Origin of the sequence: Aeromonas sp. QDB63, assembly GCF_027707425.1 — a bacterium.
GTDB lineage: Bacteria > Pseudomonadota > Gammaproteobacteria > Enterobacterales > Aeromonadaceae > Aeromonas > Aeromonas caviae.
Map to the genome: position 1 here is coordinate 33,075 of NZ_JAPCIS010000005.1, position 24,654 is coordinate 57,728.

Genomic DNA, 24,654 nt, shown 5'->3' on the forward strand with positions numbered 1-24,654 from the left:
CCTTTCACAGTAGAACCTTCGCTCACTCCCGCTTGTTTTCGATATTTTAATCGGCTAACGTGGCAACCCTGTTTTACAACCTGCGGCTGTTCGTAACGATGTGTCCACTCCGATATTGCTAGCCTCCGGCTTTTCCCCGGAGGCGTCTCCCGACACAGCCAACTGGCTCTCTCTTGTTTGCAACAGCGCCCCTCACTTTCGGATGGATGACATGAATACCAAGACCCTGGGTTGTACCCTGTTGATTGCCGGCACCACCATAGGCGCCGGCATGCTGGCCCTGCCGCTGGCCTCCTCGTCCCTGGGCGGCCCCGCCACCCTGATGCTGATGATCGGCCTCTGGGCCCTGATGGCCTTCACCGCCATGCTGCAGGTGGAAGCCAGCCTCAGCACCGGCAAGTGGTACCTGCACCAGCTGGCGGATCACCTGCTCGGCCCCTGGGGCAAGGGCATCGCCTCCTTCTGCATCCTGATGCTGTTCTACGCCCTGGCCTCCGCCTACATCAGCGGCGGCAGCAGCCTGCTGGCCCAGGCACTGGCCGATGCCGGCCTGCCCCTCGGCCAGGAGCAGGCGGCCTGGGTCTTTACCCTGCTGTTTGGCGGCATGGTGTGCGTCGGCACCAGGCAGGTGGATTACCTCAACCGCCTGATGTTCACCGTGAAGCTGGTGATCATGGTGGCGGTGCTGGCGCTGCTGCTGCCCCGCGCCCAGGGGCAGCACCTGCTCTCCATGCCCCTCGGGGAAGGCTTGCTGCTGGCGGGCCTGCCGGTCATCTTCACCTCCTTCGGCTTCCACGGCTCCATCCCGAGCGTCATGCTCTACCTCGGGGACAACCCCAGGCAGTTGCGCCGGGTCTTCGTGTGGGGCTCCGCCTTGCCGCTCGTGCTCTACGTACTGTGGCAGGTCGCCATACTGGGGCTGCTGGGCCAGCAATCCCTGATCCAGACCGGCGGCGCCCTGGACAGCCTGCTGGCCAACGTCGGCGGCCTGGTGAGCTGGCCCGCCTTCAACCAGGCGATGCATCTGTTTGCGGATCTCGCGCTCGCCACCTCCTTCCTCGGGGTGACCCTGGGACTGTTCGACTTCATGGCCAAGGTGACCCGTCGCAAGGACAACTGGCAGGGCCGCACCCAGACCGGCCTCATCACCTTCGTGCCGCCCCTGCTGTTCGCCCTCTACTTCCCGCAAGGCTTCATCATGGCGCTCGGTTACGCCGCCATTGCGCTGGCGGTGCTGGCGGTGCTGCTGCCAGTGGCCTTGGTGTGGCAGAGCCGCAAGCAGGCCGAGGCAAACCACTACCGCGTCCCGGGCGGCGTACTGGCCCTGGGTCTGGCCGGTGCCATGGGGGTACTGATCGTCGGGGTGCAGGTCAGCGTCAGCATGGGGCTGCTGCCCGCCCTCTGATCTCCCCGACCCGACAAGCAGAAACGCCGCAAAGAGACACGCCCCGCCAACCCAGTTGGCGGGGCGTTTCATTGGCACGGGCTCACTTGGCCGACCCGCGCCCCTCCTCGCGAAGCTCATCCAACAATGAACATTTGAGTACAACCATGTATAGATATGTACATGACTGCGCCCCTGCCCTACACTGCTTAGCAGACAACCCACGATCCCGTGCCCGTCTGGCACGCCAACCCGGGAGGCAACATGGCCGCCACCGCATCTCTTCCCCGGCAACAGCCCGCCGTCGATCCCAGCAAGGCCCTGCCCGTGGTGTTTCGCATCCTGGACAAATGGCAGTGCAGCACGGATGAACAGCTCAGGCTGCTTGGCATTACCTCCCGCTCCACCCTGAACAAGTACAAGGAGGCTAGCGGCGGTATTCGGCTGAGCGCCGATCTCCAGGAGCGGATGAGCTATCTGCTCAACATCCACAAGAGCCTGCGGCTGCTGTTCAGCCTGGATGAGAGCATCTATGGCTGGGTGCGCAAACCCAACAGCCACCCCTTCTTCGCCGGGCGCAGCGCCATGGAGGTCATGCAGGGTGGGCGGGTGGCCGATCTCTACGAAGTGGCCACCCGGCTGCACGCCTGGCGCGGGGAGATGGCCTGATGTCCTCCCCGCCCTTGCGCACCTTCCACAATGCCTGCGCCTATCGCATCATCCCGAGCCGCTTTCCCCCCATCTGCCTCTATGAAGACGTCGCTACCGCCGACGAGCTGGAGGCGGTCTGGGCCGTCGAGGCCCTGACCAACGACAGGCTGAGGGAAGAGGCGGGCGAGCTGATGCGGGTGCCCAGGGAAGACTGGCTGGTGGGGCTGCCCGGCGGCAGCTATGTGATGGCCGCCTTCACCCACCTCAATCCCGAGGGTGGCCGTTTCACCACGGGGGACTTTGGCGGCTACTATTGTGCCCCCTCCCTCGACACCGGCATCAAGGAGACGGTCTACCACAGGGAGCGGATCTTCGGGTACACCCGGGAGCCGGCCCAGAAGGTGCAGATGCGAGTGATCCAGGCGCAGTTCAGCGCCAGCCTCATCGACATCACGGGCCCGGCGTTTCTGCCAGGCCCCCTCTATCACGCCACCGATTACGGCCCCGCCCAGGCCTTCGCCCGGGAGCAGAAGGTTGCCGGGGCGGACGGCATCCACTACCGCTCGGTGCGCCACCCCGGTCACGGCTGCCACGTGCTCTATCGCCCCCGTCTGGTCAGCCGGGTGGACCACGCCCGTCATCTGGAGTACCACTGGAGCGGCGAGGCCATCACCCATGTGCTGGAGATCCGCCTCTACGGTGAATAGCGTCTACCAGGACAAAAAAGCCCCGCCAGATTGGCGGGGCTTTTTGTATCAACCGAACAGTGGGGGAGCCTGGCTCCCTGACCGCTTACTGGTTGTGGCTGGCGCGGCGCGGACGACGGGCCTGGGCCGGTTTGGCGGCGCCGCCTTCCGGACGCTGACCGCCCTGGGGCTTGGGCTTGCCACCGTTGCCGGAGCGGTTACCGCCGCCATTGCCACCGTTGGCAGAACGACCGGCACCCTGACGCTGGCCCTGACCTTGCGGACGCGGCGCACGGCGCTGCTCGCTCGGATCCCGCGGCTCTTTGCGAAGCGGCGCGCCGATGCCACGGGCGATGTTGTCGAGGGTCTCGCGGGAGGCTTCAAAACCGGCCACCTGCTCGCACGGAATGTTCTGCTTGGTCAGCCGCTCGATGGCCTTGATGAGCTTGCCCTCATCGGCGGCCACCAGGGAGATGGCGTGACCAGCGGCGCCAGCACGGCCGGTACGGCCGATACGGTGCACGTAATCTTCCGCCACGTTCGGCAGCTCGAAGTTGACCACCTGGGGCAGTTTGTCGATGTCCAGGCCACGGGCGGCGATGTCGGTCGCCACCAGCACCTTGACGCTGCCATCCTTGAAACCGGCAAGGGCGCGGGTACGGGCACCCTGGCTCTTGTTGCCGTGGATGGCGGCGGCGCTGACGCCGTTCTTGTCGAGGGTCTCGGCAACGCGGTTGGCCATGTGCTTGGTACGGGTGAACACCAGCACCTGCTGCCAGTCGTTGCTGGTGACCAGGTGACTCAGCAGGGCAATCTTGTTGGCCTTGTCGCAGGGGTGTACCAGCTGCTCGATGCGCTCGGCGGTGCTGTTGCGCGGGGTCACTTCGATCACCGCCGGGTTGTCCAGCAGACCGGTGGCCAGCTCGCGAATTTCGTCGGCGAAGGTGGCGGAGAAGAGCAGGTTCTGGCGCTTCTTCGGCAGCAGGGCCAGGATGCGGCGGATGTCGCGGATAAAGCCCATGTCGAGCATGCGATCCGCTTCGTCCAGTACCAGGATCTCCACTTCATCGAACTTGACGGCGTTCTGGTTGTAGAGATCCATCAGGCGGCCCGGGCAGGCCACCAGCACGTCCAGACCACGGCGGGTCGCCATCATCTGGGGGTTGATGCTCACGCCGCCAAATACCACGTGGCTGCGGATCGGCAGGTGTTTGCCGTAGTTGCGCACGCTCTCGCCCACCTGGGCGGCCAGCTCGCGGGTCGGGGTCAGCACTAGGGCACGGATGCGATTCGGGGAGACCTTGCGCTTGCTTTCAGTCAGACGCTGCAGCATCGGCAGGGTGAAACCTGCGGTCTTGCCGGTCCCGGTCTGGGCGGCGGCCATCAGATCACGGCCAGCCAGTACCGCCGGGATCGCTTGTTGCTGGATGGGAGACGGGGTGTCGTAGCCTTGCTCGGCAACGGCACGCAACAAGGGTTCGGCCAGACCGAGGGAAGTAAAACTCATAGTTACCTGCTAGGGATAGGGGCGCCAAAGATCGTGGTGGGGCTCCTCTGCTGAGCCGATGCCATCTCACAGGATCCGGGCCTATAGAGAAAACAACGATTTCCCCGGGGAGCAGAGCAAAGGGGAAAGAATAGAGGCGCAGTCTAACGGAGTTGGCGCACTTAGACGAGGAAAATGTGATGCGCCTCCCAGCACGGCTGGAAATAGGGACGAAGGCAGGACAAAATGGCCCGAATCGCCGTATGTATCAATGCCCCTGCGCAGCCTGCCGGGGACGGCGCGATACACGGAACAGGAGGTTTTGATTGAAACGGAAGTTCACCCCCACCGCCCGGCGCATGCTGGGCCTCGTCCTGCCCCTGCTCTTCGCCCAGCCCCTCGCCGCCAGGGAGACCCTGTCGGTGGCCTGGAGCCACTGGCCCCCTTTCAGCCAAATCGCTGCCGACGGTACCCTCGGTGGACTGGACGTGACCCTGACCCGCCAGATCCTGGGCAAGGCAGGCGTGGAGCCCGCCTTTCGCAACCTCCCCTGGGCCCGGGCCCTCTACCTCATGGAGCGCCAGCAGCTGGACGTGGCCATGGGCGCCCTGAAAACCCCCGAGCGGGAGCGGTTCGCCCGCTTCTCCGCCCCCTATCGGCGCGCCAGCTTCGTGCTGCTGAGCCAGCGCCCGCAGGCCGGGGAGCCCGAGGGCTGGCGAGAGATCACGGAGCTGGCAACCCTGTGCCAGGCCAAGGGGCTGCGCCTTGGCAAGCTGCGAGGCACCCGCCCCCTGCCGATGAGCGAGGAGTGCCCCGCCCTCGGGCAGGCGAGCGAATACAACAGCGATGACAGGCTGCTCACCCTCTTGCTGGCGCGCCGCCTCGACGGCGTCATCATGGAGTGGCAGTACGCCCGCTACCGGCTCGGCCAGCTCGGGGCGAGCGATGCCATCCAGTGTCAGGTGCTCTTGCACCAGCAGCCGGTGCGCCTGATGTTTGCCAAAGAGGCCGTGAACGAGGACGCGCTCGCCCGCATCGATTCCGCCATCGCCGCCCTGCCCTCACCGGATCCCGCCTTTGCGCCGCCCCGCTGCCGCCTGGACGCAACCCGGCTGTCATCGCTCTCGACGCCATCGGCCCCCTGACGCCGACGCCGGCAAAAAACCATGAAAAAGGCGACCCTGGGGTCGCCTTGTGGTTTTTGGTGATCACTCACCCTGCCTGCAGCATGATCAGCGCAGTTGCGGGGTCTGGGTGTGCACGCCCTGGTTCTGGGCGCGGTGGCGCAGCAGGTGATCCATCAGCACCAGGGCCAGCATGGCCTCGGCGATGGGCACGGCACGGATGCCGACGCAGGGGTCGTGACGACCCTTGGTGATCATCTCGGTGGCCTCACCGCTGGTGGTGATGGTCTTGCCCGGCACCGTGATGCTGGAGGTAGGCTTGAGGGCCATGCTCACCACGATCTCCTGACCCGACGAAATGCCCCCCAGGATGCCCCCCGCATGATTGCTGGCAAAGCCGGCCGGAGTCATCTCGTCCCGATGCTCGGAGCCTTTTTGCTCCACCACCGCGAAGCCGTCACCGATCTCCACCCCCTTCACCGCGTTGATGCCCATCATGGCGTGGGCGATGTCGGCGTCGAGGCGGTCGAACACCGGCTCCCCCAGGCCCACCGGCACATTGCGTGCCACGACACACACCTTGGCCCCCACGCTGTTGCCCTCTTTCTTGAGGGCACGCATGTATTCATCCAGCGCCTCCAGCTTGCCCGCATCGGGGAAGAAGAAGGGGTTCTGCTCGATCTGGCTCTCGTCGAACCCTTCCGCCTTGATGGGGCCGAGCTGGGAGAGAAAACCCACGATCTCGATGCCGTGCACCTGTTTCAGGTACTTCTTGGCGATGGCCCCCGCCGCGACCCGCATGGCGGTCTCGCGGGCCGAGGAGCGGCCGCCGCCACGGTAGTCACGCTGGCCGTACTTCTGGTGATAGGTGTAGTCGGCGTGACCCGGACGGAACAGATCCTTGATCTCGGAGTAGTCCTTGGAGCGCTGATCGGTGTTCTCGATGAGCAGCCCGATGGAGGTGCCCGTGGTCTTGCCCTCGAACACCCCGGAGAGGATCTTCACCTCGTCCGCCTCGCGGCGCTGAGTGGTGTAGCGGGAGGTGCCGGGCTTGCGCCTGTCCAGATCCCCCTGCAAATCGTCTTCGCTTATCTCCAGCCCCGGCGGGCAGCCGTCGACCACGGCGCCCAGCGCCAGACCGTGGCTCTCGCCGAAAGTGGTGACCCGAAAGAGTTGGCCGAAACTGTTCCCTGCCATGAATGCTCCTTGCTGCTTAGTTCTTGTAAATGGCGAAATGGGCCTGGTGCTGCTCGAGCTCTGCGCGGGTCATCACAAAGACGCCGTGGCCGCCGTTTTCGAACTCGACCCAGGTGAAGGGCACCTCGGGGAACTGGGCTTCCAGGTGGATCATGCTGTTGCCCACTTCGACCACCAGCACGCCATCCTCTTTCAGGAAGTCGGCGGCATTGGCCAGCAGACGTTTGGTGAGCTTGAGGCCGTCGGAGCCCGACGCCAGGGCCAGCTCCGGCTCGTGGCGAAACTCCTCCGGCAGATCCGACATGTCCTCGGAGTCAACATAGGGCGGGTTGGAGACGATGAGATCGTACTTGTCACCGGCCGGCAGATCCCGGAACAGATCGGAGCGAATGGGGATAACCTGCTGCTCCAGTCCGTGATCGTTGATGTTGCGCTCGGCCACGTTGAGGGCATCGACGCTGATGTCGATGGCATCCACTTCCGCATGGGGGAACTCGTGGGCCATGATGATGGCGATGCAGCCGGAGCCGGTGCACAAGTCCATGATCCGGGTCGGTTCGTCTTTCAGGAAGGGGGCGAAGCGGTTGGCCACCATCTCGGCGATGGGGGAGCGCGGAATGAGCACCCGTTCGTCCACGTAGAATTCCCAGCCCGCATACCAGGCCTTGTTGGTCAGGTAAGGCGCCGGAATGCGCTCCTGCACGCGGCGGATGATGAGCTCGGCGATGCGGTGGCGCTCGCTGGTGGTCAGGCGGGAGTGGCGCATGCCCGGATCCACGTCCGGCGGCAGATGTAACGCGGGCAGCACCAGTTGCACGGCCTCATCCCAGGCGTTGTCGGTACCATGTCCGTAGAAGATCCCGGCGTCGTTGAAACGACTCATGGCCCAGCGCAACATGTCCTGGATGGTGTGCATTTCGGCAACCACCTCATCGATAAATATCTTGTCCAAATCCACCTCCAAGTCGAGTAATATCCGGCCCGAGAATTTTATACAGCGAGCAAGACGAGTACCTGATGAAAAATACGCCCTCACTCACAGACGAGGAAAGCCTGCTGTTTCGTGATGCTGTCAAAGGTACCCGGAAAATTAAGCAAGATACCATAAGGGCCTCCTCAAACCCGGTCAAGCAGAAACGCGAAGTGCGCGAGAGCCGCGAAAAGCTTGGGGTTGACTACTTTTTCAGCGACGAGTACCAGCCCCATCTCGAGGCGGACGGGCCGACCCGTTACGTGCGCGACGACGTGTCAAAATTCGAGCTGAAAAAGCTCAAGCGCGGCAGCTACCCGCCGGAGATTTATCTGGATCTGCACGGCATGAACCAGCACCAGGCCAAGCAGGAGCTGGCGGCCCTGCTCACCCTGTGCCGAAAAGAGAACATCCACGTCGCCTCGGTGATGCACGGCATCGGCAAGCACATCCTCAAGCAGCGCATCCCGAGCTGGCTGGCCCAGCACCCCGCTGTGCGCGCCTTTCACCAGGCGCCGCGGGAGTGGGGGGGCGAGAGCGCCATCCTGGTGCTGCTGGACATCGCGGAGTGACCCCCTGCCCCGCCTTGCCCCGGACGAACGCCATAAAAAAACCACCGCCAGCTTGCGGTGGTTTTTTATTGGCACCCCGCAGGGGTCAGCCGGCGGCCTCCATATGGCGCTTGAAGTTATCCAGGATGCTCTGCCACCCCGCCCGCTGCTGTTCGCCGCTGTGCAGGGACTCGGCATCGAACCGCTCCTCCACCCGGGTGCCCCCCTGTTCTGCCACGAACCGCACGCTCACCTCGCGGCCATCGGCCATGACGTAGCCGAGCCCCGTCGGCGCCGTGACCTCGGTGAAGGTCCCCTCGAAATCGAACCCCGTGCTGCCATCCCGCGCCGCCATGTGGTGGCAAAAACGCCCACCCACCCGCAGGTCCACCCGGCTTTGGGGGCAGTGCCACTGCGGGGAAGCGGCGTTCCACGCCATGATGCTGGCGGGGGTGTTCCAGCCCCGCCACACATCGGCAATCGGCCTGGCAACCCAGACGCTGACGCTTATCTTCATCTCTCTGCTCCTCTGGCTTTCCTGCACGTTTTGCACTGTGGCACTGTCATGCCACGCCGGGCGCATCGGGCTGCGCCAAAAAGTGTGCCACCAGGGCATTGGCATGGCCGTGACCCATGGCGTGTTCGTCCTTGAGCCAGGCCACCAGGGCCATGTGTTTGCGCTCCTCCCGCCCCGCCAGCAGGGTCAGCCAGTGGACGATGGGGTGGCCGTATTTCTGCTCGATGGCGGGAAAATAGGAGGCAGGCCCCTTCACCTTCGGTTGTTCATCCATGATGGCTTCTCCTCGGGGTGATTACAGGCTCAGGGTTTGGGGGCGAACTGCTCGAACACCTGCTGCCCGGTCAGGGTCGGGGTGTCGTTCTTGAGGGCATAGAAGTCGGGCTTCTCGTCGATGAAGATCTGCCCGGTGAGCTCGAACCCCTGATCCTGAAACAGGCCGGCGGAGAGGATGTACTCGTCCGTCGGCAACAGATGGTAGAAAAGATGGGTGCCGCAGGTGGGGCAGAATCCGCGCTCCGCCCACTCCGACGAGCGGTAGGCCACCGGGGTCATCCCGGTGAACCGTACGCCCTTGCCCCCGTGCACCGCGAACATGGGCCCCCCTGACCAGCGCCGGCACATGGCGCAGTGACACAGGTTGACCTCCTTGTGATCGCCGCTCGACACGGTGATCCCGCCACACAGACAATGTCCTTCCATGATGCCTCCTGAGAGTTGGGGCGACAGACCGGGCGAACGGGTGCTCGCCTTCTTGCCGCACCAGATGAAGTAGCACGGGATCCGGGGGGCGGCAACTGACCATTCCGGGGCCTCACCGCGGGTCTGAGACTCCCGGAGCGGGAAAATCCCCCTCTTTATTCATCGCGTGAATGACTCAACATATCCCATGCACCGGATAAATAATGGTCAGGTTCCCTCCTGCAAGGCGATGCGATTCCCCTCGCAATCCCGACACTCCGCCACCCCGAGGCCCTCCCCGACCCGGGTGACGGGATAGAGACAGGCCCCGCCCGATGCCAGTGCCCGGGCCATGGTCCCCTCGATGTCAGGCACCCGCAGATAGATCCGGGTGCCATCCAGGCTCGGCACATAGCTCTCCCCCTTCGCCAGGGCGCCGGAGCAGCCCGCCGTGCCACTTTCCAGGGGAAAGAGCGCCATCTCGTTGCCATCGATCTGCACCCGCTCCAGCACCGTCTCGAAGACCCCCTCATAGAAGCGGATGGCTCTCTCCAGATCCTGTACCGGAATTTCAAAATGAATGGCGATGTTCATGGTCATCCTCCCTCGGTGTGAATCCGCAGGCTATCAGTGCCAAAAGAGGCGCAGCAAGCCAGCGCGGCGATCAACAAGGGAGGCGCGCGGCCTCCCCGGAGTGCTTGCGCTTGTACTGACTCTCAGGTTACCGGTGCCCAGGGATCCCCCTTGCCCGGCTCGTTGCCCTGGGTCCACCACTTGGCCTGATAGATGACCCCCTTGTGGCTCACCTTGTTGCCCGCGGTGTAGACCTTGCTTGCCTCCCAGGCCGGTACCCCGTCCACCGGCGGCGTGCCGGGGTCGACCGGGGCCGGATCCAGCGCGGCCACCACCCGTACCTTGGGCCAGCTGGCGTGGGAGCCGTAGAAGTTGGTCACGCACTTCTCGTAATCCCCCGGCACCAGGGCCGAATAGGCGGTCTGGTACCCCACCAGATCGCACTCGAAGGAGTAGCCGCCGGGTCTGTCCGGGTAGTATTTCCAGTTGCCGTCCCAGTTGGTGTAGAGCACGTCGGTGGCACCGTTGAGGTTGAGGCTGCCATAGGGGGTCTGCTGCCAGCAGGTGTTCTTCTCGTCCGCCAGCAGCGGGATCCCGTAGTGGGCCGCGAGCCCCTCCCAGTAGCGGATGCGGTTGACCGGCTGGCCCTTGTTCTTGTTCTGCTCGCCGCACTCGATGCCACCGTTGATGATGTTGATGGTGGTGCCAAAGCCGTAGCCGATGCCCGCCGCCAGCTCACGCTGGGAGGGCACCCAGGTCCGGTCGATGACGTGCAGCATGGCGGGTTTGGGAGCCTGGGGCGTCAGGAAGAACCAGATGGCGGAGGCGAGGTTGAGCCAGGAGTCCGCCACCAGCCCGGGGTTGTTGAGGAGCACAGAGGCGTCGCCGTCGAACATGGCCTCGGAGAAGGCGCCGTAGTTGAAGTGGTAGGAGAGCTGCTTGGCGCCGCGACCGAAATAGCCCTGACCGGTGCTGCAGGGCCAGCGCCGGTTCTGCCAGTCACTCTGGCCACACCCCGTGGTGTAGCCGGTCTGCCCCTCAGACCAGCCCATCTCCCGCACGTGCACCACTCTTCCAGCCCCAGGGGGTTGTCGGAGACATTCTCCTTGGCAATGTGGCCGCCGGTCTCCTGGGCAAAGTGGGCGAAGGCGGTGATGATGGACTTCTTGCAGATGGCGTCCGCATTGCGCCCGTCCGTGTAGTCGCCGCAGAAGGCGGGGAACTTGCCCACCGCCCGCAGGAAGCGCTCGTAGGTGTACTCCGGGGCGGCCATCTGGGTCAGGAACTCCCAGTCCGATTCGGTGAAGACCCGCTCGACCCGCTTGACGTTGTCCGGGTTGCCGGGGGCGCGGGCTACGATGGCCTCCACCACCGAATTGGGCCGGGTGGCCAGGGCGTGGGACCAGATCCCGTACATGGGGTTGGCGGTCTTGGCCTGGGCCGCACTGGCAAGATCCGCCGCCGCCATCACATAGCCGCCGCTGTTCTGGGGATCGGGCTGGATTGTCATGGCGCTCTGGCCGGGCAGTGCCCAGACGAGGGCAACCAGGCAGGCGGTGCGCGTGAGCATGAACATGGGTAACCATCCTTGTCTTGAAAATGTCAGGGCGAGCATAGGCATCCTGGCAACTAAATTCACGACAAGAATTAAGAATTTGGCGAAATTGTGAGCCACGCCTCCCTGCACTCAGATGGCGCTCGTTTGCAGGGGGATCCAGCCCCTGGCCTTGTTGGCGCAGCCATCCGACCTGTGCGGACGCTTGCTCAGATCCCCCCTGCGCGCACCGCCCGGATCAGCAGGTTGCGCGGGGTCATGGGTTTGGGGCAGAAGGTGCCCACCTCCACCCGGTAGCCCTGCTCCTCGAGGAAAAGGGCGCGATCGAGCAGCAGCCAGATTTCCAGGGGGCGGCGAAACAGGTGGCGCACCAGCTCCATGCGGGCGACATCGCCAAAGCGCCGCTCCCCCTGTGCCAGCAAGGCGGCGTAGTCGAGCCCCGCGGGCAAGCCCATCCCCTTGCGTTCGGCGGCCCAGTGGCAGAAATCCTCGAAGTCCCCGGTCAGCAGGCTCTTTTGCAGGTTGGGCACCGGCAGGTACTCATCCACCCCGCGCACCTGGCGCTGCAGGCAGTCAAAGGCGAGGCGCCACACCACCTCCCGCTCCCGCAACCGGGCGATGCGGGCGCCGCCGGTCACCGTCTCCTGCAGCGGCAGCTTCAGATCGCTCTTGCCAAGGCGCAGGGCACTGGCCCTGGCGGCCCGGGAGAGGGGCGCATAGTGCTCTCCTCTGATGAGGTGGTAGCAACACGGGGAGAGGGTCACCCCCTGGGCACGCCCCTCGGCCACCCGCGTCAGCAGATGGGTGTGCAGATCGCCGCAGGCATGGAGCGCCATGGCGTGATGGTGCGGGGCGATGAGGGCCCCGGACTCGGTGGCAAAGGCATCCGCCTCCACGAACCGCATGTTGGCGCCGTCGCGCGCGGCGAGCCGCCGCCCCTCCTCGCAGAGCGCCCCCTGCCACTCCAGGCTCAGGATCTCCGCGCCACGGTGCAGCGACACCAGGCGCCCCAGATGCCCCTTGCCGGCGCACCACTCCAGATAGGGACCTTGGTGGGGGGGCAGGCAGCCGGTGAAGGCCTCTATCTGCCCCTGCTTGCGTCCCGGCATGTACATCGCCATGGTCCTGGCGCACTGGACGGGCTCTGGGGCGAAAGGGGCAAGCTCGCCGAGGGCCTGCAACTCGGCCCCCGCCGGGATCCAGGGGGCGAGCAGGGTGCAGAGCGCATCCATGTCCCCGTCGAGGTGCGCTATCTCGTCAAGGGTCAGGGCTGCCAGGCACTTCGCAAGGGCTGGCGCCTCGCGGGCAAAGGCGATCCCCAAATGGTGATAGGGCTGGTATTGCCACCAGCGTCGCTCGGCGGTGAGCAAGCAGTCCAGTTGTCGAAAACGGTGGGCCAGCACGGTGAACCTGTCCTTTGGCGCAAAAAGGGAGGCTCATTCTAGCGATCTGCCGTCAAAAAGCACTCGCCTGTGCGCCGCTGGTAGCCTGACAAAAAGCAGGGATTTGTGCTATATTCCGCCCCCTCATTCGCGCAGCCCGCCACGGCGAGCCGCTTTACCCCTATAAACGGAACCCAATCATGACCATCAATGCCATCCTGCAAGCCCGTGCAAATGCCAAATGCGAGCTGTGTGGCGCAGAACATGCGCTGACTGCCTTCCCGGTGCCGCACTCCCCCGCCAGTGACGACGACCACAGCGTGGTCCTCTGCGCCACCTGCCGCGGCCAGCTGGAGCAGCCGGACACCACGGAGGTGAACCACTGGCGCTGTCTGGGTGACAGCATGTGGAGCCAGGTGCCGGCGGTGCAGGTGATGGCCTGGCGCCAGTTGAAGGCCCTCGTCGCCCGGGGCGAGCTCTGGGCCCAGGACATGCTGGACATGATGTACATGGAAGACGAAGTCAAGGCCTGGGCAGACGCCGGCGTGACCAGCGACGATGACGACAGCGTACCGACCGTCGACTCCAATGGCGCCGTGCTGGTGGAAGGGGACTCAGTCACCCTGATCAAGGATCTGGACGTCAAGGGCGCCGGCTTCACCGCCAAGCGCGGCACCCTGGTCAAGGGCATTCGCCTGACCAACAACCCGCTGCACATCGAGGGCAAGGTCAACGGCATGCAGATCGTGCTGGTGGCCGCCTACCTGAAGAAGGCCTGATACTGACCCCTTCAAGCCAGAAGCGCCCCCCGGGGGCACTTTTTTGTTGCCTCTGTTTCCTGCCGTTCGGGTGGCATCCGGGGGAAACTGGACTATCCTGCAAACCAGTTCCGCGGTATGCCCCCTCCCCTGGCCGCCAGTGCGCCAACGGAGAGGGCCTTCCCGGCACGCATGGAAAGACCCCGGGCACCCTGATCCCCATGGCGCCCACGAGACAAGGAGCCGCCCCATGGCCAGCAAGAAAGAGATCAAAAAGAAGATCGCCGCCCGCCAGGCGAAAATCGCCAAGCACGAAGGCAAGATCAAAAAGCTGAAAAAAGCCCTGAAATAGGGGCTGACAACCATTAAAACCGCCTGATGGCGGTTTTTTCATTACTGCGTTGGCCGCAAGGCGCGTCGAGTGGCCATGACTGCCAACCTCCGGCTAGCACCAATACTTCCTGTTCCAACCACAATCCCTTTTCGATCAGATATATAAGGACCTCTTCCAGTTGCTTGCCATGCTCACTCACCACGGGTACCTCCTCCCATGGGATCTTGCCTCTGCTGATCGGTTGCCCCTCCAGACGGCGGATCAGAGTGCGGGCATAGTGATGAACATAGGCCATCAAGGTGTCGGGTAGCCAAAGAGCCAACGGACGACGAAGGGCATGGGCCAGCTCGTTAGCGATATCCAATCCGCGCTGATCCAAATCGCCAAAATGGGCCCAGGGTACGGCAGCCGGCAACAGCGGGAATACCTGACGTGCCAACTTGGTATTGCGGCCAGGCACATAGAGCAACAACTCCCCCACTTGCAGCGGGTAATCCACGAAAGCTCCCTTGTTCTCCACCGTGACCAGTTGCCGCCCCTGCCACTCAATGCCATGTAACTTACTCAAGCAGCGCTCCGGTAAGACCAGCTCTCCCAATAGTGCCAGTTGCGCCCTCATGTCGTAGCGCAGTCCGTCCTTGCCGATGAGTGACAGCGGGCTCAGCGTGCGAAGTCGAATCACTTCATCCTGTGTCAGCGTGATGTCGATAGCATCATTATCTGGATCTATCCCGCTCTTGCTGTCCCCATGCCAGAGGGCATGAAAACTGGCCTGGTTTAGATGTGCGGGCAGGTCCACCCCGAGAGCCCGTATCGTGTCACGCCTGTCCGGCATCACTGGTGCAACCTGTGCCAGCTGTGCTGCGAGATAATTCCTTCCAGCATCGGTCAACACATGACGAGCCCCTCGTCCCACTGGCTTGACTCCACCCACAGCCTGCAGGAGATCTCTCAACTCGCGGCCATGCTTGCTATCGAGTGAATATCCCTGGTTATTAGTGTCTGCCAGCAAGCGGGCACAGAGATCCTGCACTCGACGCTCATCAAAAAGTGACATCCTCCCCCCTCATTCATTGCGGTTCCATATGGCCAAGTAGAGGGGATCTTTCTGTCCACAACCGTGACCTGTCTCGCACCAAAGGAAGATCGCTCTTTCAAACCGTCACCCGTCCACAAGCTCGTGGCAGGATGGTCAGCGCTTACGATTGGCAATCCATCGACATCGGTGAAATCAGTATGCTGCGACGCCATAGGTTAACCGGTGAGAAAAAAGACAGCTTATCTGCGGTTTTAACACATCATAAAAAACTGCCTTCATGCGATTTTTTTATACATATCCTTGCCTATTTCATTTCCAGCCGCAGACCATGCTGCACCTGATTGCTCTCGCCTGGATCCTCTTCGGGGCCGGGAGAGACGCCGCTGGACGACTCGTCAAAGAGGCTGGCATCATGCCAGCTTTGACGCCAAGGATCTGCTCATGAACCCCAATACCTGGATGCTGTTTGCGCTGGCCTATCTGCTGGCGACCCTGACCCCTGGCCCCAATGTGCTGCTGGTGGTCAAGAACGGTCTGCAACACGGCTGGCGCGCCGCCCTTGTCAGTATCCTCGGCAACCTGGGGTGCCAGGCCATCCTCATCGGTCTGGTCGCCATGGGGGTGGGGGCCCTGCTGCAAACCCTGCCTCCCCTCTTTGTCGCCCTCAAGCTGGCGGGGGTGGCTACCTGGTGTATCTGGGCTACAAGGCGCTGCGCGCGGCCAATACCAGTGCCCAAGGGCTCTCTCCCTCCACCGCGCGGGGACGCACCAGAACCACCCTCTCCTTGTTGCGAGAAGCCTTTCTGGTCTCCGCCAGCAACCCCAAGACCATCGTCTTCCTCTGCGCCCTGCTGCCCCAGTTCCTCGATCACCAGAGTCCGCTGACGCTGCAGTTCATCACCATGTACCTGACCATCTGCGCCATCGTCAGCCTGGTGCATCTGTGCTATGTCGCCCTGGCCAGGCGCGCCGGTCGCTACTTCAAGCCAGGTCGCGGCGAGCGCCTCGTTGGCCGCATCACCGGCGGGCTCTTCATCACCCTGGGCGGCGCCATCCTGCTCAGTGGTCGTCCCTGATCCCTGTGCCTCACCGCTGCTGACATTATCTGCACCATCGGCGCCGCTTGGGCGCCGCGGATCCCGGCTACCGGGGCTAGAGTTGTAGGCGTGTCTGTATATGAGCCTGCGGTGGAGCGCCATATGTATTCCTACACCCTCACCTTCCGGGAGGAGGCCGACAAGCTGACGGCCCCCGAACACGAGATCCGCTTGCAAAGCCCGGCACAGGCCGGTGATTTCATCATTCTCTCCGATGGCAGTCGCCATCAGGTGATGTGCGTCACCCACCGCGCCCACTACAGCAGCCTCTACCTCGACAAGGGGGTCCGCATCCCCCAGAGCTGACGCAGACATCGTCTTTCGCTCCCTCCTGCTTGCTATGGTGAGAGAGGGCTTCATCTCGCCAGCGCAAGCCCCTTGCCGCCCAGGGAGCAGCAAGCCCGAATGACCCATTGCCAGAGGTATTGATCATGTTCAGACAGACCGCGCTCATCCTGACCCTCACCCTGTTGGGCAGCGCCCAGGTTCACGCCATCAACCACAAATACGCCGAGCAGCTGGAACGCTCCGGCTGCACCCAGGTGACCGAAGCCCAGGGCTGCGATATTCACAAGAGCAAGGCGGAAAACGCCAAGGCAGGATTTGGCACCGCCGCCACGGCCAACGAAGGCGGATTGAACATGAGCTATGAGCTATGAGCAGAAGCTGGAGCGCTCAGGCTGTACCCAGGTGAGCGAACTCAGCGGCTGTGACATCAACATGAGCAAGGCCGAGAACGCCGCCGCCGGATTTGGCGCCGCCCCCGCAGCGGCCAGCGCCAGCCCCTACACCGGCAACTGGGTCGCCACCTTCCCCGAGACGGGCGCCACGGTCGCGAACATCCGCATCGATGACAAGGATCAGGTGTGGGTCAACGACAAGCAGGTCAGTGCCAGGAAATCCGACGGCGCCCTGGTGTTCAAGGAGGGCATGGTCATCTACACCATCCAGGGGGATCGCCGCCTCAAGGGAGAAGATGGCTGGGTCGACAACGACGCGGGCACCAAGGGGCCCATCGCGGCCAAATGACCCCGTCACCATCACGACAAGGGGAGCCGCGGCTCCCCTTGTCGTTTCTGCCCCCCCTACCTCTTCTTCGGAAAGTCCAGCACGGCCACCACCGGCGAGCAGGACGGGAGCGCCGACCAGGAGGGGGCGTCGAAGATGAAGCGGGCGAGGGCGCAGGTCGGCATGCGAGTGATACCGGAGGAAAAGCCATGAGCCAGGTCGGTGAAGGCAGGATCATGACCCACCAGCAGCACGCAGGCGAGATCATCTGAAAGCGCCCCCACCACCCCGAGAAGGGTCCCGGCATCGCTCTCGTAGAGGCCCTCGTCGATGGCGATGTGGTTCGGGGAATAACCCAGCTCTGCGGCAAGCAGCCGGGCGGTCGTCAGGGCCCGGCAGGCGGGGCTCGAGAGGATGAGATCGGGCTTCACCCCCAGGCACGCCAGGCGAGCCCCCATCAGGGGCGCATCGCGCAGCCCGCGCGCCGCCAGCGGACGAGCGCGGTCAGACAAAGACGCGTCCTCCCAGCTCGACTTGCCATGGCGTACCAGGATCAGGGTTCTTCTCATGACGCACTCCCTGGTTGATCAGAGCGACAGGCAGCCCCTCAGACCACCCCCCATTTGCCAGCATGAAGGGGCAGCAGCACAGTGGCGCAGATGAGGGTCCAGCCGGTCAGGTGGAGGAAGGACTCCCCCGGTAGCAGCGCTTGATCAGGATGGGGTTGAGGGCCATGGCCACGCAGCCGAGCAGGTAGATGCGATTGCCGGGAGCGAGGCTGAAGGAAAAAAGCCCGATGAGGGGATCATCGGGCTCTGCGGCAAGGATCAGGGACTCACTTCTTCCATGAAAACAAGCCGAAGGGGTTCGGCCAGCAGTTCGTCCGCCTGGCGAGCGAAAGCCTGGAAATACGCGGTCTCACAGTGGGCATCCAGGGCGGCCTGACTCACGAAGGCTTCCCGCATGTAGAAGGTGCCGGGTTCATCCTTCAACTCGAACAGCACGTAATCGAGGTTGCCCGGCTCCTGGCGAGTGGGACCAATCAAGGTAAGCAGGGCATCGCGAAGACGCTCTCCCATGCCGTCACGGGCCTTGAGCACCGCGATCGATACCAGTTTGTCTGTCTCTTTTTTCATCCAGTTATCTCCGTTGTACATCGTCAACACGCCAGAGAGTGCAACCTGGACAGCTATTTATACTGCCGGATGCGCCTCCATCAGACGTTGCCCAGTGTAGGCAGGACGGTGGGGGCCATATAGGGGGGCAGAATGAACACTGTGTTCAACGGGGTGGATAACCACACCGTGCACGGAGGAACAAACGAGCGGGAGGGATCATGGCGCAAAGGGTGGCAACGGGACCCGCCAGGAGGCGGCACGGCTTGCTGCCCCTGGTCCAGGCTAAGGGCCTGCAGACCAACGTTCAACGTCAAGGCAATAGGTGGTGAAAGGGTGTTCGCCCAGGCGCGTTTTCCTCACCCAGATGGCCCGTCTGGCGAGGGATCGATAAGGCTGGCGGGTATCCAGCAAGTGAAAGAGGATCGTCCGATGGCCAAGCTCCCTCGCCCACCCCATCATCTCGTTGAAAATCGCCACGCCGCTTCCCCAGCCGGCCTTGGCGAGCACGATGGCAAGCTCCACCCCCTCGTCATCAGGCTGGATGCCGCACCACCCCGCCAGGGTGCCGTCGAGGAAGATGGCGCGCACGCGGCAACCTGGCCGGGCGTCGACTCCCAGCTTGTACGCCATCCAGTCGCGCACCCCGGCCACTTCGAAAAGCGGGTGAGGGATCAGGTGCTTTCGCAGCGTCTCGTCGTTGAGCAGCGGCAGAAAATCCTCTGCCCTGACAGCAGAAAAGGGGCTGAACACCATGGAGGTCTCTCTCATTGCCCGAAGAGGCCCCCCTAGTAGGGGCTGCCATCCTTGTGTCTGGCTGACCAGGCACCATCGGCACCCTGTACCAGGGCCAGATCGTCGTCGGGATAGTCGACGGTATCCCCTGGCAGCCTGTCCCCCACCTCGAGATAGACGGCGTCCACCTCACCGTGGTTGAGCAACTGGTGGGCCAGGCCGCTGCCCCCCTTGAAGCCGATGCACTCCCCCGGCGACATCCGGTACTCCTCCTCCCCGTGGCGCAGGGTGGGATTGCCCGAGAGTACATAGACGAACTCGTCCTGCAGGCCGTGATGGTGCTTGAGCGCCGAGATGGCCCCCGGTGCCAGGGTCGTCAGATTGACCCCGAAATTGGCGAGGCCGAAATGATCCCCCAGCCTGCGCCGGGTGCGGTGCTTGACCAGGGAAGCAAAGGGCTCCGGATAGAGGGACTTTGCCTTGTGCTCGGGGATGGCCATTGCCTGAATGGCGCGTTTGTCAGTCATGTTCTGATCCTCCCTGTGAATGACGTCTCTCTTTATAGCCTGCTCCTTAGCGACAAAACATGGGCAGGGGGTTGAAGGGGTGTCTCACACACCATGTCATGCCCGGTTGCCGCCAGATGGTAAAGACGCCCTGATTTTCGTTTGGCTATCTTAATGGCACACCGGAAAATGGGAAGTCGCGTTGGCGACCTCACCAATGGAATAAAGAAGATGGCCCGCGATCACTGGAAAATGCCCTCTTCCAGCGGCCCGGGTATGGAGGGGCACCGGCACATGCAGACCCGGTGACTAGAGCACCTCAATCCTGACCTTGATAAGCCCGGATCGGGGATTGCCGATGGCGCTGAACGCTGCCCTGGAGAGATCGATGATGCGCCCGCGGGGGAAATTGCCCCTGTCGTTGACCCGCACCACCACGCTCTTGTCGTTGGCCATGTTGGTGACCCTCACCAGAGCGCCAAAGGGCAGTGTCATGTGGGCGGCGGTGTTGTCGTGGCGCTGGTAAGGCTCCCCGCTGGCAGTGCGTTTGTTGTGGTAGCGATCGGCGTAATAGGAGGCGAGCCCCGTCTCGCTATAGCCTCGCCAGTTGCCCGCACTGCCTGCATCAGGCTGGCTGCTGCAGGCCGCCAGCAGCAGGCACAGGGAGGCCAGCAGCCCTTTTTGTCGCGTCGTCATGCGTTGCTTCCTCGATGGGACAGAGCGACCAGCATCGCCAGTCGGGCTTCCGTTAACAGGGGCCTACTCTCTCATATTTCCCATGGAAAACGGGAGGCCCAGGCCTCCCGTTTTGCGTATCGCTCCGTCAGCCCCTGTCAGGGGAAGGGGTCAGGCGATGAGCTTGTCATCGGCGAAGCCAAAGCCGCGCAGCCCCACCACATGCACATGCTCGTGCTTGCCCTGCACCTTGCGGATGAGCTTGTAGGTGGTGCCCTTCTCGGGGCTGATGTTCTCGGGCGCCGCGATAAGCAGCTGCATGTCCTGGCGCTCGCACAGCTCGAACAGGGTGGCGATGGATTTGCCATCAAGCCGTGCCGCTTCGTCCAGGAACAACAGGCGGCAGGGAGCGATGTCCTTGCCGCGCAGGCGGCGGGACTCCTCCTCCCAGCTGATGAGCACCATCAAGAGGATGGCCTGACCGGTGCCGATCGCCTCGCCGGTGGAGAGGGCGCCACTCTCGGCCCGCAGCCAGCCGTCGGCCCCGCGCTGCACCTCGATCTCCAGCTCCAGGTAGTTGCGATAATCCAGCAGCACGTCCCCCATCACCTGATAGTTGCGCTCCCCCTGCTCCACCTGCGGATTGAGACGCTGGAAGAGCTTGGCCATGGCCTCGGAGAAGCTGAGCTCCTTGTCGGCGAAGAGATCGTTGTGCATGGCGCTCTGATCGGCGAGTGCGGTCAGGAGGCGAGTGTGGGCCTCGCGGATATTGACGTTGAGACGCACCCCGCGCACCAGACCGAAGGCGATGTTCTGCAGGCCCTGGTTCAATACCCGGATGCGGTTCTGCTCCCGGCGGATGATGTTGGTGATCTTGGCCGCCACCTCGTGGGAGGAGAGGGACAGATGGGTTTCCCGCTGCTTGAGCTCATCGGCGAGGCGCGCCAGCTCGATCTCCATCTCCTCGATGGCTTCAACCGGATCGTCCGAGCGGATGATGTCGTTGCGGATGCGATCTTTCAGGTAACGGTAGACCTGCACGTAGAAGGTGACCTTCTGCTCGGTGCTGCGGTTGCCTTCCGACAGACGCAGCGCATCGCGCAGGGCCTCGTCGTGGGCCACCGCCACCCGCAGGGCGCCGAGGGCCTTGTCCGACATGGAGCGCAGCTCGTCGCTGTCAAGATAAGCCAGCTCGCGCTTGTTCAGACGCTTCTCGACGTCGGTCTCCCGTGCCAGACGCACCACCCGCGACCAGCTCGCCTTGTGACCCACCAGGGATTTGCGGGCGCTGTAGTAATCCTTGCCTTCGAGCTTGAGACGACCGCCAAGGGATTCGATTTCGCGCTTGCACACCTGCAACTGGGCCTCGGCGCTGGTGCGGCGGGTCCGGGTGCGGATAAGCAGCTCTTCAATCTCTTTCTTGTGGGCACGGGCCTTCTCTTCCATGTCATCCGACAGGGTCAGCCCCATGGCCGCCAGCTCCTGCTCGAACTCCGCCAGGGTCTGCCCCTTGGCCGAGGCGCTGGAATCGAGCGCCGTGCGCAGTTGCAGCGCCTCGGTGTGGCGCTGGGTGATCTGCTTGTGCTGCTCACCGGCGGTGCGGGCGGCAAGCTCTGCCGCCTTGAGCTTCTCTTTGAGTCGCTCGCTCATCTCGGAGGCCTTGCCCAGCAGATCTTGCGCATCCTGATAGGCAAAGTGCGGCAAACGGGCCACCAGCTGATCGAGGGCGTAGCAACGGCGCTTCTGCTCGGCCAGCAGGTCGCTCACCTCGTCAAAGGCCGCCTGCAGGGCCGCCAGATCCTGGGGATCCTGGCGCAGCACCTGCACCATGGTTTCCAGTTTTTCCAGCGCCTTGCCGTGCCTGGCGATAAAGGCTTCGGCTGTTTTAAGGGCCTCCACATCGGCGTGAGCCGCCTCGAGGCGGGCCGCCAGGTCTGCCTCGGCAAACAGGTGGGCAAAGGGCAGCATCCCCTGCACCAGCTGGATATGGCGGGTCAGCTGGGCGGCGGCGGCTTTGGCATCACTCAGCTGCTTGTCGCACTCGGCGATGGTTTCTTGCAGCTTTCGCTGCTCGTGCTGCTTGGCCTGCACCTCGGCTTCGGGGTCCGGGCGGAAGGCGATATCCAGATGCTGGCCGATAAAGTCGCGGAAGTGGCCGTAGAGACGGTGGTACTTCTGCTGCTCGAAGGCGGCCTTGGCGTAGCCCTCGATGAGGTTTTCCCGCTCAAGATCGAGCTGCTCGATCCGTTTTTCCCGGGCGGCGCGGCCAAACAGCGGCAGCTCGGGGTAGCGGGAGAAGCGCACCTGACGTTTGCTGGTGCGCACCAGCACGGCGTCCCCCAGCTCATCCGCTTCCACCAGATCCTCGTCAAAGGAGTCGGGGTTGCCCTGGATGAGGTAGATATCTTCCGGGCAATCTTCCAGCTTTTTCAGCCGCTCGATGGCGCCTTCGAGGTCGAGCACCACCAGGGCGCTGCGAGCCGGGCCGTAGAGCGCGGAGTAGTAAGGGGCATCATCGATGGAGATGTCGTCATAGACGTCCGAGAGCAGCACGCCCCCCACCTGCTCGGCGATGCGGGCAAGACGGGGATCCGCCTCGCCGGCACCCAGCTGCAGGTTGCGAATTTGCAGCTCCAGCGCCTGTTTCTGGCCCTGAATGCGGTTGCTCTCCTGCTCGAACTCCCGCTCCTTGTCGAGCACGCTCTGCATGCCGGAAGAGAGTTCTTCGGCGGTGGCCAAGGCCAAGCCACTCTGCTCGCGCAGTTGCTCGAGTTTTTCAAAGGATTTGAGCCAGCGCGGGGCCAGCTTGGTCAGCTCCGCGATATCGCGACCCAGCTGAGTGCCCTGATGCTCGAGGCTGGCGCGGCGCTGATTGGCCTCTGCCTGCTGCTCGGAGAGCTCCTCCTGGCGGGTGCGCTGGGCTTCGAGGAAGATCTCCAGCTCGTCCTGGCTAGCAATGTGCTGACCAGACGCCTGGGCCAGCTCGTCTCGCAGCCGCAAGAGCGTCTTCTGGCTTTCGCTCTCTTTCTCGAGGCGAGCCAGCGCGGCGCGCAGACCCTGCCCCTGGGCAATGCGGGCCTTGTCTTCGATGTGGCGCTTGAGCAGCGCCTGCGCGGTGGGCCAGGCAGCCTCGCGCACTGTCTCGGGTGCGATGCTGAGCAGCAGCGTCAGCGCCGCTTCGTGTTCGGCCACCGCCGCCTTGGCCAGCGCCAGCTGCTGCTCGGCCCCCAGCACCCGGCTGGTGAGGCTCTGCTCGGCTGCGCGGAACTGGTGCAGGGTGTCGCTCGCCTGCGCAGGCTCGAGCCCCGGCAGTTCGCACTGCTCGCGGGCGTTTTCCAGGGCCTGCACCGCCTGACGGTACTGGATGGCGCGGGTCTGCTGGATATCGAGCGCCTGCTGGTAGTCGGCCAGCTGGGTCTTGAGGCTGTCCACCTCTGCCTGGGCCAGCTCCTTGCGCTCCTCCACTTCCAGCAACTGGCCGTGGATCTCTTCCACCACCGCCTGCTGCTGCTCGAGCTTGTCGTTGAGCTCCGCCAGATCGGCGCGATAGAGGGCAATCTTCTTTTGCAGGGCCACGGCCGCCATCACCTTGGCCAGGTGCTCGGCGGCGGACTCCAGCTCGTCGGTCAGGAGCTTCTCGCGGTTGGTGAGCTGATCCACCTCGTCCGCCAGATAGATGGCGCGCTGCTTCTCCTCGGCCAGCAGACGGCGTTTGCCGGCGAGCTCAGAGCGTGCCTTGAGGGCCAGCTCGGAGAGGCGGCTCTTCTCGGCAGCGCCCCGCACATACTCCGCGGCCACATAGTGGGTGGTCTCGGTGATGAGATTCTTGAAGAGATCACGCTGACCTTGGGTCTCCTTGATGGCTTCCAGGGTGCGGCGGTTCTCGTAGATGGCCGCCTCCATGTCCTGGAACGCCTTGCGTACTCCGGAGTTCTCCGGCAGCAGGTATTCACGCAAGGAGCGGCTGATGGAAGACGAAATACCGCCGTAGAGGGAAGCTTCGATCAGGCGGTAGAACTTGCCGCGATCCTTCTGATCCCGCAGTTTCTTCGGGGTGATGCCGAACTCGAACATGAAGTTGTGATAATCGGTCACCGTATTGAACTTGGCGACCTTGATGGCGCCAAGCTCCGCTGCCGCCCCCTTCAGATCGGCGAAGGCACGTACCCGGCCCTTGCCGTCGTCGAGCTTCTCCAGCAGCAGATCCGTGGGCGCCAGGTGCTCGGGCACATCCACCAGGGCGAACGGGGTGATGTTGACCTTGTTGTCACGGTTGGCCACCTGTTCGAGGTGGACGCCGACCCAGATCCGCTGCTCGCGGCTGTTCATCACTTCCAGCAGCGAATAGCAGTGGCCGCGCTGCAGCTTGCCGTAGAGCCCCTTGTCGCGGGACGCGCTGGAGGAGCCCGCCTCCGTGGTGTTACGGAAGTGGAGCAGTGACTGGTCGGGAATGAGGGCCGCGATAAAGGCCGCCATGGTGGTGGACTTGCCCGCGCCGTTGCCGCCGGACAGGGTCGTGACCAGCTGGTCGAGATCGAAGGTGCGGGCGAAGAAGCCGTTCCAGTTGACCATGGTCAGGGATTTGAATTTGCCTCTCACGCCACACTCTCCATCAAACCGGCAGACACCA

General features: G+C 63.7%; 24 protein-coding genes and 2 pseudogenes. 10 read left to right on the plus strand and 16 right to left on the minus strand.

Translation table 11 applies throughout. The features are described from left to right. Positions 1-211 precede the first annotated feature (211 nt). From PG879_RS05140 to PG879_RS05150, 3 genes are all read left to right on the plus strand, one after another. Complete coding sequence (locus PG879_RS05140) at positions 212-1,405, plus strand: aromatic amino acid transport family protein (RefSeq protein WP_039040751.1); 1,194 nt, start codon at positions 212-214, stop codon at positions 1,403-1,405. 243 nt (positions 1,406-1,648) lie between these two features. Next, complete coding sequence (locus PG879_RS05145) at positions 1,649-2,053, plus strand: antitoxin Xre-like helix-turn-helix domain-containing protein (protein WP_039040750.1); 405 nt, start codon at positions 1,649-1,651, stop codon at positions 2,051-2,053. After that, positions 2,053-2,742 carry an RES family NAD+ phosphorylase gene (locus PG879_RS05150; RefSeq protein WP_043155504.1) on the plus strand — a complete coding sequence of 230 codons (690 nt, stop codon included), beginning with the start codon at positions 2,053-2,055 and terminating at the stop codon, positions 2,740-2,742. Before PG879_RS05145 ends, PG879_RS05150 begins: the two co-directional genes overlap by 1 nt. Positions 2,743-2,827: 85 nt before the next feature. On the opposite strand, the gene PG879_RS05155 is transcribed toward PG879_RS05150, so the two are convergent. Beyond that, the gene (locus tag PG879_RS05155) at positions 2,828-4,228 is read right to left on the minus strand and encodes a DEAD/DEAH box helicase (RefSeq protein WP_010674827.1); all 1,401 of its coding nucleotides are present in this window, start codon (positions 4,226-4,228) and stop codon (positions 2,828-2,830) included. 305 nt (positions 4,229-4,533) lie between these two features. On the opposite strand from PG879_RS05155, the gene PG879_RS05160 reads away from it, so the two are divergent. Beyond that, a complete protein-coding gene (locus tag PG879_RS05160) occupies positions 4,534-5,352 on the plus strand; it encodes a substrate-binding periplasmic protein (protein WP_010674828.1) in 819 nt (272 codons plus the stop codon). Positions 5,353-5,439: 87 nt separating this feature from the next. Here PG879_RS05160 and aroC read toward each other — a convergent pair whose 3' ends face one another. Both aroC and prmB read right to left on the minus strand, forming a co-directional pair. Continuing rightward, positions 5,440-6,528: a chorismate synthase gene (aroC, locus tag PG879_RS05165; RefSeq protein WP_010674829.1), complete on the minus strand. Its 1,089-nt coding sequence runs from the start codon at positions 6,526-6,528 to the stop codon at positions 5,440-5,442. Positions 6,529-6,544: 16 nt separating this feature from the next. Then, positions 6,545-7,480 (minus strand): 50S ribosomal protein L3 N(5)-glutamine methyltransferase, encoded by a 936-nt coding sequence (prmB, locus tag PG879_RS05170; RefSeq protein ID WP_010674830.1) that lies wholly within the window; start codon positions 7,478-7,480, stop codon positions 6,545-6,547. A 65-nt stretch (positions 7,481-7,545) separates the two neighbouring features. Between prmB and smrB the strand changes: the two genes are divergently transcribed. After that, positions 7,546-8,070: an endonuclease SmrB gene (gene smrB, locus PG879_RS05175; RefSeq protein WP_029314568.1), complete on the plus strand. Its 525-nt coding sequence runs from the start codon at positions 7,546-7,548 to the stop codon at positions 8,068-8,070. A gap of 85 nt (positions 8,071-8,155) precedes the next feature. Here the strand turns inward: smrB and PG879_RS05180 are convergent, their stop codons facing one another. The 6 genes and pseudogenes from PG879_RS05180 to PG879_RS05205 form a co-directional block, all read right to left on the minus strand. Continuing rightward, positions 8,156-8,566, minus strand: a complete 411-nt coding sequence (locus PG879_RS05180; RefSeq protein ID WP_010674832.1) for an SRPBCC domain-containing protein — start codon at positions 8,564-8,566, stop codon at positions 8,156-8,158. A gap of 46 nt (positions 8,567-8,612) precedes the next feature. Continuing rightward, entirely contained in the window at positions 8,613-8,840 is a 228-nt protein-coding gene (locus PG879_RS05185; protein ID WP_010674833.1) for a DUF4287 domain-containing protein, read from the minus strand. Positions 8,841-8,869: 29 nt separating this feature from the next. Continuing rightward, the gene (locus tag PG879_RS05190; RefSeq protein ID WP_010674834.1) at positions 8,870-9,268 is read right to left on the minus strand and encodes a GFA family protein; all 399 of its coding nucleotides are present in this window, start codon (positions 9,266-9,268) and stop codon (positions 8,870-8,872) included. 207 nt (positions 9,269-9,475) lie between these two features. Continuing rightward, positions 9,476-9,841, minus strand: a complete 366-nt coding sequence (locus PG879_RS05195; protein ID WP_010674835.1) for a VOC family protein — start codon at positions 9,839-9,841, stop codon at positions 9,476-9,478. A 122-nt stretch (positions 9,842-9,963) separates the two neighbouring features. Next, positions 9,964-11,396: pseudogene (locus PG879_RS05200) on the minus strand (chitinase). A 188-nt stretch (positions 11,397-11,584) separates the two neighbouring features. Next, a complete protein-coding gene (locus PG879_RS05205) occupies positions 11,585-12,778 on the minus strand; it encodes a methyltransferase (protein WP_010674836.1) in 1,194 nt (397 codons plus the stop codon). 179 nt (positions 12,779-12,957) lie between these two features. On the opposite strand from PG879_RS05205, the gene PG879_RS05210 reads away from it, so the two are divergent. Continuing rightward, positions 12,958-13,536 carry a PhnA domain-containing protein gene (locus PG879_RS05210; protein ID WP_010674837.1) on the plus strand — a complete coding sequence of 193 codons (579 nt, stop codon included), beginning with the start codon at positions 12,958-12,960 and terminating at the stop codon, positions 13,534-13,536. Between the two features lie 344 nt (positions 13,537-13,880). Here PG879_RS05210 and PG879_RS05215 read toward each other — a convergent pair whose 3' ends face one another. Further along, positions 13,881-14,906 (minus strand): Wadjet anti-phage system protein JetD domain-containing protein, encoded by a 1,026-nt coding sequence (locus tag PG879_RS05215; RefSeq protein ID WP_010674839.1) that lies wholly within the window; start codon positions 14,904-14,906, stop codon positions 13,881-13,883. Positions 14,907-15,347: 441 nt separating this feature from the next. Between PG879_RS05215 and PG879_RS05220 the strand changes: the two are divergent. The 4 genes and pseudogenes from PG879_RS05220 to PG879_RS05235 all read left to right on the plus strand — a co-directional run bounded on the left by PG879_RS05220 (position 15,348) and on the right by PG879_RS05235 (position 17,014). Continuing rightward, a pseudogene (locus tag PG879_RS05220) lies at positions 15,348-15,964 on the plus strand (LysE family translocator). A gap of 123 nt (positions 15,965-16,087) precedes the next feature. Next, a complete protein-coding gene (locus PG879_RS05225) occupies positions 16,088-16,291 on the plus strand; it encodes a hypothetical protein (protein WP_010674840.1) in 204 nt (67 codons plus the stop codon). 125 nt (positions 16,292-16,416) lie between these two features. Next, the gene (locus PG879_RS05230; protein WP_085943960.1) at positions 16,417-16,644 is read left to right on the plus strand and encodes a hypothetical protein; all 228 of its coding nucleotides are present in this window, start codon (positions 16,417-16,419) and stop codon (positions 16,642-16,644) included. Continuing rightward, complete coding sequence (locus PG879_RS05235) at positions 16,634-17,014, plus strand: hypothetical protein (protein WP_085943958.1); 381 nt, start codon at positions 16,634-16,636, stop codon at positions 17,012-17,014. The genes PG879_RS05230 and PG879_RS05235 overlap by 11 nt, the downstream gene beginning before the upstream one ends. Before the next feature lie 56 nt (positions 17,015-17,070). On the opposite strand, the gene PG879_RS05240 is transcribed toward PG879_RS05235, so the two are convergent. From PG879_RS05240 to mukB, 6 genes are all read right to left on the minus strand, one after another. Beyond that, positions 17,071-17,562, minus strand: a complete 492-nt coding sequence (locus PG879_RS05240; RefSeq protein ID WP_010674841.1) for a SixA phosphatase family protein — start codon at positions 17,560-17,562, stop codon at positions 17,071-17,073. Positions 17,563-17,820: 258 nt separating this feature from the next. Then, complete coding sequence (locus PG879_RS05245; RefSeq protein WP_010674842.1) at positions 17,821-18,129, minus strand: putative quinol monooxygenase; 309 nt, start codon at positions 18,127-18,129, stop codon at positions 17,821-17,823. Between the two features lie 264 nt (positions 18,130-18,393). Continuing rightward, positions 18,394-18,879 (minus strand): GNAT family N-acetyltransferase, encoded by a 486-nt coding sequence (locus PG879_RS05250; RefSeq protein WP_029314570.1) that lies wholly within the window; start codon positions 18,877-18,879, stop codon positions 18,394-18,396. 17 nt (positions 18,880-18,896) lie between these two features. Beyond that, entirely contained in the window at positions 18,897-19,370 is a 474-nt protein-coding gene (locus PG879_RS05255; RefSeq protein ID WP_010674844.1) for a cupin domain-containing protein, read from the minus strand. A 288-nt stretch (positions 19,371-19,658) separates the two neighbouring features. Next, entirely contained in the window at positions 19,659-20,045 is a 387-nt protein-coding gene (locus tag PG879_RS05260) for a septal ring lytic transglycosylase RlpA family protein (protein WP_010674845.1), read from the minus strand. A gap of 150 nt (positions 20,046-20,195) precedes the next feature. Then, positions 20,196-24,623, minus strand: coding sequence for a chromosome partition protein MukB (gene mukB / locus PG879_RS05265; RefSeq protein WP_010674846.1), 4,428 nt, complete (start codon positions 24,621-24,623; stop codon positions 20,196-20,198). Between the last annotated feature and the right edge of the window lie 31 nt (positions 24,624-24,654).